Origin of the sequence: Kribbella sp. NPDC023855 (genome assembly GCF_040639475.1) — a bacterium.
Lineage (GTDB): Bacteria > Actinomycetota > Actinomycetes > Propionibacteriales > Kribbellaceae > Kribbella.
This window is the reverse complement of sequence record NZ_JBFAAA010000014.1, coordinates 208,806-218,025: the sequence shown is the minus strand read 5'-3', so window position 1 is coordinate 218,025 and position 9,220 is coordinate 208,806. Positions and strand designations below refer to the sequence as shown.

Sequence of the window (9,220 nt, the reverse complement as noted above, 5' to 3'; positions counted from 1 at the left end):
GGGGGGCGCGGGGGGGGGGGTCGGGGGCCCGGGCGGGTGCGGGCCAGGGGGCGGGGGCGTGGGCGTGGGGGTCGGCGTGGGGGTCGGCGTGGGGGTCGGCGTGGGGGTCGGCGTCGGCGTGGGGGTCGGCGTCGGGGTCGGTGTGGGGGTGGGAGTCGGCGTCGGGGTCGGCGTCGGAGTGGGGGTCGGCGTCGGCGTCGGCGTCGTGGTGGGCCGGGTCGGGATCGTGGTCGGCGGCGGGGTGTTCTGCGGCGTCTTCGGCGGCGTCGGGGAGGAGGGCTTCGGCGTACTCGGCCGGGGCGTCGTCGGGCGCGGCGTGGTGGGCTGAGGCGTGGTCGGCAGGGGGGTGGTCGGCTGCGTCGTCGGCTGCGGCGTCGTCGGCTCGACCGGGGTGGTCGGCGTGGTCGGCACCTGGGTCGGGTCGTCCTCGTGGTCGACGTTGCCGTTCTCGTCCACCGGCGGGGTGATCGGGTTGCTGTCGTCCGGGATGGTCACGGTCGACTTGCTGTAGGTCTGCATCCAGCGCAGCACGGTGGACACGTAGTCCATCGAGTGGTTGTACCGCAGTACTGCCTGAACCAGGCCCGCCGGGTCCTTGAGGTTCGCTCCGCCCGAGCACAGGTAGTTGCCGGCCGAGCGGGCCGCGTCGAAGATGTTGTGCGGGTCCTTGACGCCGTCACCGTTGCCGTCGGCGCCGAACGACTTCCAGGTGCCGGGGATGAACTGCATCGGGCCGACCGCGCGATCCCACTTGGTGTCGCCGTCGTACGCGCCCTGGTCGGTGTCGGCGATCGCCGCCATCCCCGGGCCGCCGTCGAGCACGGGGCCGAGGATCTTGCCGCGGGTGAGCCCGGTGGCGTCGACCCGGCCGCCGCTGGCGTGCGCGGACTCGACCTTGCCGATCCCGGCCAGCAGCGGCCAGGTGATGCCACAGTTCGGCTGGGCCAGCGCCAGGTCGTTCGCGGTCTTCTGGTACGCCGCCAGCACGGTCCCCGGGATGCCGGAGGCGTCACCGGTGACTCCTGTCCCGGGCTGCTGGGCGCTGTCCACGGCTCCGGTGACCGGAACCTGGATCTGGGACTTCTGCTCGGTGGCGACGCTGCCGTCGACACCGGGACCGGACGGCAGGTTCTGGGCGAGCTCGTCGAAGACGGAGTCCTGGCGCGGCTGACTCAGCGCTTGGGCGTCGACGATGAACGTGTTCGAGGTGACTCCCCCGGCCACGAACACCACGACCATGGCGGTCGGGGGCGCAACACAGACCCAGACGGCGGTCAGTTTCCCCCGCCAGGTGTCCAGGTTCCTGAACTGCTGCCTCATCCGAACCGTCCCCACAACGTTTCGCAGTACCAGCGTGCTTCGGGCGTAGTGATGATCTTAGCCCTCGGTGGGGCCTGGGCAACCGCGGACGATCGGACTTGTGTTGCTGCCCGATGGTTGACTTGCGCTCACGGACCGATTCGTGCCCACGATCTGGACGACTACCCCCGGTGGCGGCCGGGGCTGGAGTCACTTGTCGCCGAGCATCTTCTTCAGCTCGTCCGGCAGTTCGAAGTCGCCACCCGCGGCCCCGCCGAAGGCCGCCGGGAGCTGACCGGCCGCCGGTGCGGCAGGCTCGCTCGGGCCCTGGTTGGCCCGCTTGGCCGGGTTGCCCGAACCGCGCTTGGGCTTGCCCTTCTTCGCCTGCTGCTTGGCCTTCTTCCCGCCGCCCATGCCCGGCATGCCCGGCATCCCGGGCATGCCCGGCATTCCCTTGCCGGACGCCATCGCGGACATCATCTTGCGGGCCTCGAAGAACCGCTCGACCAGGCCGCTGACGGTGGCCACCTCGGTACCGGAACCGTTCGCGATCCGGAGCCGGCGGGAGCCGTTGATGATGGTGGGATCGGCCCGCTCGGCCGGCGTCATCGAGTGGATGACCGCCTCGATCCGGTCGATCTCACGCTCGTCGAAGTTCTCCAGCTGGTCCTTGAACTGGGCCGCGCCCGGCAGCATGCCGAAGATCTTGGTCAGCGGACCCATCTTGCGCACCGACTGCATCTGGGCGAGGAAGTCGTCCAGGGTGAAGTCCTTGCCGCCCTTCTTCTGCAGCTTGGCGGCGGTCTTGGCGGCCGACTCGGCGTCGAACGACTTCTCCGCCTTCTCGATCAGGCTCATCACGTCGCCCATCCCGAGGATGCGCGAGGCCATCCGGTCGGGGTGGAAGACGTCGAAGTCCTCGAGCTTCTCGCCGTTCGAGGCGAACATCACCTGGCGGCCGGTGACCTGCGCGATCGACAGCGCCGCACCACCGCGGGCGTCACCGTCGAGCTTGGACAGCACCACGCCGTCGAACCCGACACCGTCGAGGAAGGCCTGCGCGGTGGTGACCGCGTCCTGGCCGATCATCGCGTCGACGACGAACAGGATCTCGTCCGGGGTGACCGCGTCGCGGATGTCCGCGGCCTGCTTCATCAGCTCCTCGTCGACACCCAGCCGGCCGGCCGTGTCGACGATGACCACGCTGTACTGCTTGGTCCGCGCCTCGTCCATCGCCTGCCGGGCCACGTCGACCGGGTCACCGACACCGTTGCCAGGCTCCGGCGCGAACACCGGTACGCCGGCGCGATCGCCGACCACCTGCAGCTGGGTGACCGCGTTCGGCCGTTGCAGGTCGGCCGCGACCAGCATCGGGGTCTGGTGCTTGGTCTCCTTCAGCCACTTGGCGAGCTTGCCGGCCAGCGTGGTCTTACCGGCACCCTGCAGACCCGCCAGCATGATCACCGTCGGCGGCCGCTTGGCCATCCGCAGCTCACGCGTCTCGCCGCCGAGGATCGTGACGAGCTCCTCGTTCACGATCTTGATCACCTGCTGCGCCGGGTTCAGCCCGCCGCGCACCTCGGCACCACTCGCGCGTTCCTTGACCGCGGCGATGAAGTCCTTCACCACCGGCAGCGCGACATCGGCCTCCAGCAAGGCGATCCGGATCTCCCGGGCGGTCGCGTCGATGTCGGCGTCGGTCAGCTTGCCCTTGCCGCGCAGATTCTTGAAGGCGGCGGACAGGCGATCAGAAAGCGTGTCGAACACGAGAACACAGTCCATTTCTTCCGGTGACGCGGTTTCCGGTGGAGGAGGCAGTCGCCAAGACCCCCAGGCAACTCCACGAGTCTACCGGCCCGGCCGGACGGGTAGCGGACCGGAGCGGGGGTAGCATCGGCTAACCGAATCTTCTGTAAGTAGTGGTTAGGGGTGGGGTCGTGGGAAAGAGCAGGGTCGTGCTCGACGGGCCGTCCAATTTGGGGTTGCGGCCACCGGTGCCGGGGAGTGTGCCGGGGTGTTACAAGTTGGCGGGGGCGGTGCGGGATCAGGGGTTTGTGGGGCGGATCGGGGCCGGGGACGCGGGGTGTGTGACGCCGCCGCGGTACGACCGGGGCGACTGGAAGCCTGGGGACGGGGTCTTCAACGCAGGCGCCATGGCGACATACACGACCAAGCTCGCCGATCGGCTGGGCAAGCTGCTCGAGGACGACAAGTTCGTCGTGTTGCTGGGTGGCGAGTGCAGCAACCTGCTCGGACCGGCGTTGGCGCTCAAGCGGCGCGGCCGGTACGGCGTGGTCTATCTCGACGGGCACTCCGACTTCCGCACCGTCGACAACGACGAGTACGTCGGAGCCGCCGGTGGTGAGGCGCTCGCGTTGGTGACCGGTCGCGGGCAGGACGACCTGACGAATCTCGAGAACCTCGGGCCGTACGTCCTCGACACCGATGCCGTGATGCTCGGGTACCGCGAGGACGAGGCGTATCTCGACAGCCTGCGCGAAGCGGGCATCCCCGACTGGTCGGCGCTCACGATCATCGACGACCCGGCAGCCGCCGCGGCCGGAGTACTGGCTCATCTGGAGCGGGATGAGTTGGACGGGTTCTGGGTGCACCTGGATGTGGACATCCTCGACTCCGAGGTGATGCCGGCCGTCGACAGCCCAGACCCCGGTGGTCTGCAGCACGAGCACCTACGCGGACTCCTGCAGCCACTGCTGGCCTCAGCCAACTGCGTAGGCATCGACATCGGCATCTTCGACCCGGACCTCGACCCCGACGGCAGGTACGCGGCCGAACTCACCGACACCCTGGTTGCGGCACTGACCTAGGTCACTCCCAGTGCGCAGGAAGCCCGTGAGGGTCGGCGGTGCCGAGGATGCGGGGCACTCCCCCGGGCCAGGTCTGCAGTACGACGAGGAACTCCGGCTCGGCGTCCGGCGTACGGCGCATTGGTTCCAGGCACAGGTGCGCCAGCGGTGTCGCCGGAGTCGCCTTGGCTCCCAGGGCGTTGATCAGCTTGTCCGCTGCCGCCTGGTCCTCCGGCGCGAGGTACTGCCACATGACGGAGTGCCAGATGACCGTGACGTGCCCCTCGGCCAGCTCCAGGTTCCGCAAGAAGGACAGCGCGTCTTCACGCCGTACGTCGGCCGGCACCTTCCGGGCGACCTCCAGTGCTCCGCGGAGTCGCTCCAGCCGGGCAGTCATATCCGGCCACACGTACGACGTGAGAGTGAGCGCCCCGTCCTCGCTCAGCGGGTTCACCGGCGAGATGTCGCTGCCGACCCGCTCTGCGATGTGCACGGCAGCCGGAGTGATCTCACGGCCGGACCAAGCGTCCTCCAGGACCACCGGACTCTCAGCCGGCCCGTAGCTGGTCCCGTCGGCCAGGTTGTAGCGGAAGTGATCGGCCCGCAGGTTGAGCCCGCCACTCGCGCCGATCTCGAACAGCCGCACGGGAAGCGGCACGACCTCCGCAAGCCGCAGCAGTCCGCCGTACAGGGCGGTGGAGCGGCCGACCTCGTTCGTCTGCGGTGCCTGGGTCAGCAGGTTGCGCAACTCGGGCCCACGCGCGAGCAGTACCTGGTCGAAGGCCTCCCAGCCGAGTACCGGGTCCCACTCGCCTCCAACACTCGGGTAGAACGCAGCAAGCTCAGGCGCCGCCCCGGACAACACCAGCCGGTGTACTGCGCCCAGCAACCGCAACCCGAGCGCAGCGTCGGGCGGCAGAGACTCGAACCCGGCCAGCACCTTCGTGGACGACCCACCGAGCTCGTAGTCGTCCACGAGCCGCCGCAACAAGTCGGCGTACATGGGCGATCCCAGGTCCTCGCAAGCCACCGCCTGCCGCTGCAATGCCTGTACTAGGTTCACCTACCCGACCCTAGAACGTCAGGCGATCCAGGATCGACTTGGCCGTGGTGCGCGCGTCCTCTGGCTCCAGTGGAGAGCCGTTGCGGTCGGTCAGGTAGAAGACGTCCACGCACTCCGCACCGAGGGTGCTGACGTGTGCCGACCTGACATCCGCTCCGGTCGAGGCGATCGCGGCAGTGACGTCGTAGAGCAGTCCCGGCCGGTCATGCGCCCGCACCTGCAGCACAGTGGCCGTTTCTGATGCCTCTGGCAACAAGTCGACTCGGCTGGCGGCACTCTTGCCTCTGGACGCGTCCCGCGCGGCCAACCGGCGTACCAGGTCGCTGTCGTCGCGCAGAGCCACAGCAAGCCGGTCACGCAGCCGTACGGGATCCGGGGCAGACCCGGCCACCGACCACTGCGAGATCCCGAGCCCCTCGACGGAGGTGACCACAGCAGCCCGTACTGCGAGCCGCTCCACCGCCAGTACTCCGGCCACCGTCGACAGCGTTCCGACCTGGTCAGGCACAGCCACGTTGACCCGCACATCACCCCGGTGCTCGGACACTGTCACGCCGAGCCGGCCCACGCCGACGATGTGATGCAGTTCGGGTACGGGGATCGGCGGAGCCTCAGTCCACAGGCCGGCCCCTCCCCCGGACAGCTCACCGCGGACACGGCGGGTCAGCTCGCCCACCAGCCGCAGCCGCCAAGGTGACGCGGCCGCAGGACCGGCAGCGCGCGCATCGGCGTACGTGAGGGCTTCCAGCAGGTCCAGGGTCTCGGTGTCGCCCACGATGCCCGCGACGAGATCCACTGTCATCGGGTCCTCGAGGTCGCGCCTGGTGGCCACCTGCGCCAGTACGAGGTGCTGCCGCACGAGCAAGGTGATCGTGTCGACATCAGCCTCCGCGAAGCCCAGCCGGCGAGCAACAGTTGTGGCGATGGCCGCACCGGTGACGCTGTGGTCGCCCTCGACCCCCTTGCCGAGGTCATGGATCAGAGCGGCGATCAGCAGCAGGTCAGGACGCCGTACGTCGCGAACCATCTTCGACGCTTCGACACAGGTCTCCAGCAGATGCCGGTCGACCGTGTAGCGGTGCACCGCCGACTGCGGCGGACGGAAGCGAACCAGATCCCACTCAGGCAGGATGCGTGCGATGTACCCGGCCTGGTCCAGCGCCTCCCAGACCTCCAGGAGTCCTGTCCCCGCACCGACCAGCGCACAGAGCAACCGTCGAGCCTCGGCAGGCCAGGGCTCGGGCAGAGGAGCAGCAGAGCTCGCCAGCCGAGCACAGACAGCCGGAGACAACACCAGGTCCCTGTCGGCGGCCACAGCCGCAGCACGCAGCCCTAGCGCCGCGTCCCGCTCCGGGCGGGCGTCGGGCATCAGGACGACCTCGCCCTCGTGCTGGCCAACGCCTTCGTCCAGTGCCAGCAGCAGCGGCCCACCAGTGCGGTTACGTCGTCGCGAACGCGGCGGCCGGGCCGTGAGACTCTCGATCCGCCGCCACGACACGTCACACACGTGCGCGAGCGTTCTGCCGGTCGAATAGATGTGTCGCAGCAGGGCATCGCGATCCGGGAGTCCCAGTCCCGCAGCGACTTCACCTGCCACGTCTGCGACCACCCGGTCGGTTGCCCGGCCGGCGACGGTGTGCAGCTCGTCCCTGATGTTCAGTAGGTCCAGCCGGGCTCGCTCGACCACGGGATGCGGTACGTCGATCAACCAGGAGGCGACCAGCGCACGCAGTACGACGGCATCCCGCAACCCGCCGTACGCCTCCTTCAGGTCAGGCTCAGCCAGGTGCGCCAGCTCGCCAACCGTGTTGGCCCGCTCGCGGCACGCCTCGGCCAACGCGGGCAGCCGCGTCTTCGCAGTACGGCGCCAGTCGGCCATCAGCACCGACCGCAGCTGCAGGGTGAGGTGGGAGTCGCCTGCCACATGCCGGGCGTCCAGCAAGCCCAGCGCAACCCGTACGTCGTCCGCGGCCGCTGCCGAGGCCTCGGCAACCGTGCGGACGCTGTGGTCCAGCTTGGTCCGCGAGTCCCACAGCGGGTACCAGATCTGGGCGGCCAGTTCGTCGATCTGCGGGTATCCCTCGGTGTGCAGCAGCATCACGTCGAGATCGCTGTACGGCGAGAGCTCCTCCCGGCCGTAGCCGCCGACGGCGACCAGCGCGACGCCCTCGGCGGGTAGGCCGAGGGCGTCGCAGGCTTTGGAGAGGAGCAGGTACAGCAGCGCGTCGGCCTCTTCGGCACGCACGCGCCGCTGTGCTGCTCGATCCACCATCTAGAGGGCGTCTCCGTCCAGCTCGCCGGTACGGACCCGGACGATCGTCTCGACCGGGGTGACCCAGACCTTGCCGTCACCGATCTTGCCGGTCTGCGCGGCCTTCACGATCACGTCCACCACGTCGGCGCTGTCGCCGTCCTCGACGACCACCTCGAGCCGGACCTTCGGGACCAGGTCCACCTCGTACTCCGCGCCCCGGTAGACCTCGGTGTGGCCCTTCTGCCGGCCGTAGCCGCTCGCCTCGGTGACCGTCATCCCGGTCACTCCGAACGTCTCCAGCGCGGCCCGGACATCTTCCAGCTTGTGCGGCTTGACCACCGCGGTGATCAGCTTCATGCGTTCGCACCTTCCTTGTCGGCCGTCTCGGCGTCATCCTGCACGACAGGGGTCCGGACCACGGTGCTGTGACCGCGCAGGCCGGAACCCGCGGCCAGGAAGTCGTACGCCGTCTCGGCGTGCTCCACCTGGTCGACACCCGCGACCTCGTCGTCCTCGCTGAGCCGGAAGCCGATCGTCTTGTCGATCAGCTTGCCGAGCGCGAAGGCGACCACGAACGAGTAGACACCGACGGCCAGGTTGGCCAGCGCCTGCCGGCCGAGCTGCCCCGCACCGCCACCGTAGAACAGACCGTCCACCGCGGACGGCGCGGCGGCGCTGCCCAGGAAGCCGATCGCCAGCGAGCCGACCAGACCGCCGACCAGGTGGACGCCGACCACGTCGAGCGAGTCGTCGAAGCCGAGCTTGTACTTCAGCGACACCGCGAAGGCACAGATCCCGCCGGCCACCAGGCCGAGGATGATCGCGCCGACCGGGGTGACCGCGCCACAGGACGGGGTGATCGCGACCAGACCGGCCACGGCACCGGACGCCATCCCCAGCGTGGTGGCCTTGCCGTGCCGGATCCGCTCGATGATCAGCCAGCCGATCACCGCGGCGGCGGTGGCGATCTGGGTGTTCACGAAGGTGACCGCGGCGGTGGTGCCGGCGCTCAGCGCCGAACCGGCGTTGAAGCCGAACCAGCCGAACCACAGCAGACCGGCGCCGAGAATGACCAGCGGCAGGCTGTGCGGCCGCATCGGGTCCTTGCGCCAGCCGACCCGGCGGCCGAGCACCAGCGCCAGCGCGAGTGCCGCGGCACCGGCGTTGACGTGCACCGCGGTACCACCGGCGAAGTCGATCGCCTTCAGCTTGTCGCCGATCCAGCCGCCGTTGCCGTCGTCGAGGAACCAGACGGAGTGCGCGACCGGGAAGTACACCAGGCAGGTCCAGCCCGCGACGAAGGCGATCCAGCCCCGGAAGGTGGCCCGGTCGGCGATCGCACCGGAGATCAGCGCCGGGGTGATGATCGCGAACATCAGCTGGAAGGCGACGAAGGCCAGCGTCGGGATCGTGCCGGTGACCGCCTCGGGAGCGATCAGGCCCTTCAGCCCCGCGAGCGAGAAGTCGCCGATCACATGCCCGGAGTCACCACCGAACGTCAGCGAGTAGCCGACCACCACCCACAAGATGGTGACGACCGCGATGGTGATGGCGCTCATCATCATCATGTTCAGCACGCTCTTGACGCGCACCATGCCGCCGTAGAAGAAAGCCAGGCCCGGTGTCATCAAGAACACCAGGGCGGCACTGACCAAGACCCAGGCGGTATCGCCGGCGTTGATCTCCATCAACGTCATCCCTTCCATCGATCTGGGGGTGGGCCGCGTCCTCGATCGGGGAGTTCCACAACGCCGGGGAACCCGCGCCGCCCACATCGCAAACGGTGTCGGCGTGTCG

Annotated in this window: 7 protein-coding genes; 1 reads left to right on the top strand and 6 read right to left on the bottom strand. The window is 69.3% G+C overall.

Annotation, left to right across the window (positions count from 1 at the left end):
* Both AB0F51_RS34765 and ffh read right to left on the bottom strand, forming a co-directional pair.
* A partial coding sequence (locus tag AB0F51_RS34765) for a lytic transglycosylase domain-containing protein (RefSeq protein ID WP_360287015.1) occupies positions 1 to 1,320 on the bottom strand: 1,320 nt, incomplete at its 3' end.
* Between the two features lie 189 nt (positions 1,321 to 1,509).
* On the bottom strand, positions 1,510 to 3,066 hold the full coding sequence (gene ffh / locus AB0F51_RS34760) for a signal recognition particle protein (protein ID WP_360287013.1): 1,557 nt from the start codon (positions 3,064 to 3,066) through the stop codon (positions 1,510 to 1,512).
* Between the two features lie 386 nt (positions 3,067 to 3,452).
* Between ffh and AB0F51_RS34755 the strand changes: the two genes are divergently transcribed.
* Positions 3,453 to 4,127, top strand: coding sequence for an arginase family protein (locus tag AB0F51_RS34755; protein ID WP_360287011.1), 675 nt, complete (start codon positions 3,453 to 3,455; stop codon positions 4,125 to 4,127).
* Position 4,128: 1 nt separating this feature from the next.
* Here the strand turns inward: AB0F51_RS34755 and AB0F51_RS34750 are convergent, their stop codons facing one another.
* The 4 genes from AB0F51_RS34750 to AB0F51_RS34735 are packed head-to-tail and all read right to left on the bottom strand — an operon-like array spanning position 4,129 to position 9,120.
* A complete protein-coding gene (locus AB0F51_RS34750; RefSeq protein WP_360287008.1) occupies positions 4,129 to 5,169 on the bottom strand; it encodes a DUF2332 domain-containing protein in 1,041 nt (346 codons plus the stop codon).
* A gap of 10 nt (positions 5,170 to 5,179) precedes the next feature.
* Entirely contained in the window at positions 5,180 to 7,441 is a 2,262-nt protein-coding gene (locus tag AB0F51_RS34745; RefSeq protein WP_360287007.1) for a [protein-PII] uridylyltransferase, read from the bottom strand.
* Positions 7,442 to 7,780 (bottom strand): P-II family nitrogen regulator, encoded by a 339-nt coding sequence (locus AB0F51_RS34740; RefSeq protein WP_131346991.1) that lies wholly within the window; start codon positions 7,778 to 7,780, stop codon positions 7,442 to 7,444.
* Positions 7,777 to 9,120, bottom strand: coding sequence for an ammonium transporter (locus tag AB0F51_RS34735; RefSeq protein ID WP_360287004.1), 1,344 nt, complete (start codon positions 9,118 to 9,120; stop codon positions 7,777 to 7,779). The genes AB0F51_RS34740 and AB0F51_RS34735 overlap by 4 nt, the downstream gene beginning before the upstream one ends.
* Positions 9,121 to 9,220 lie beyond the last annotated feature (100 nt).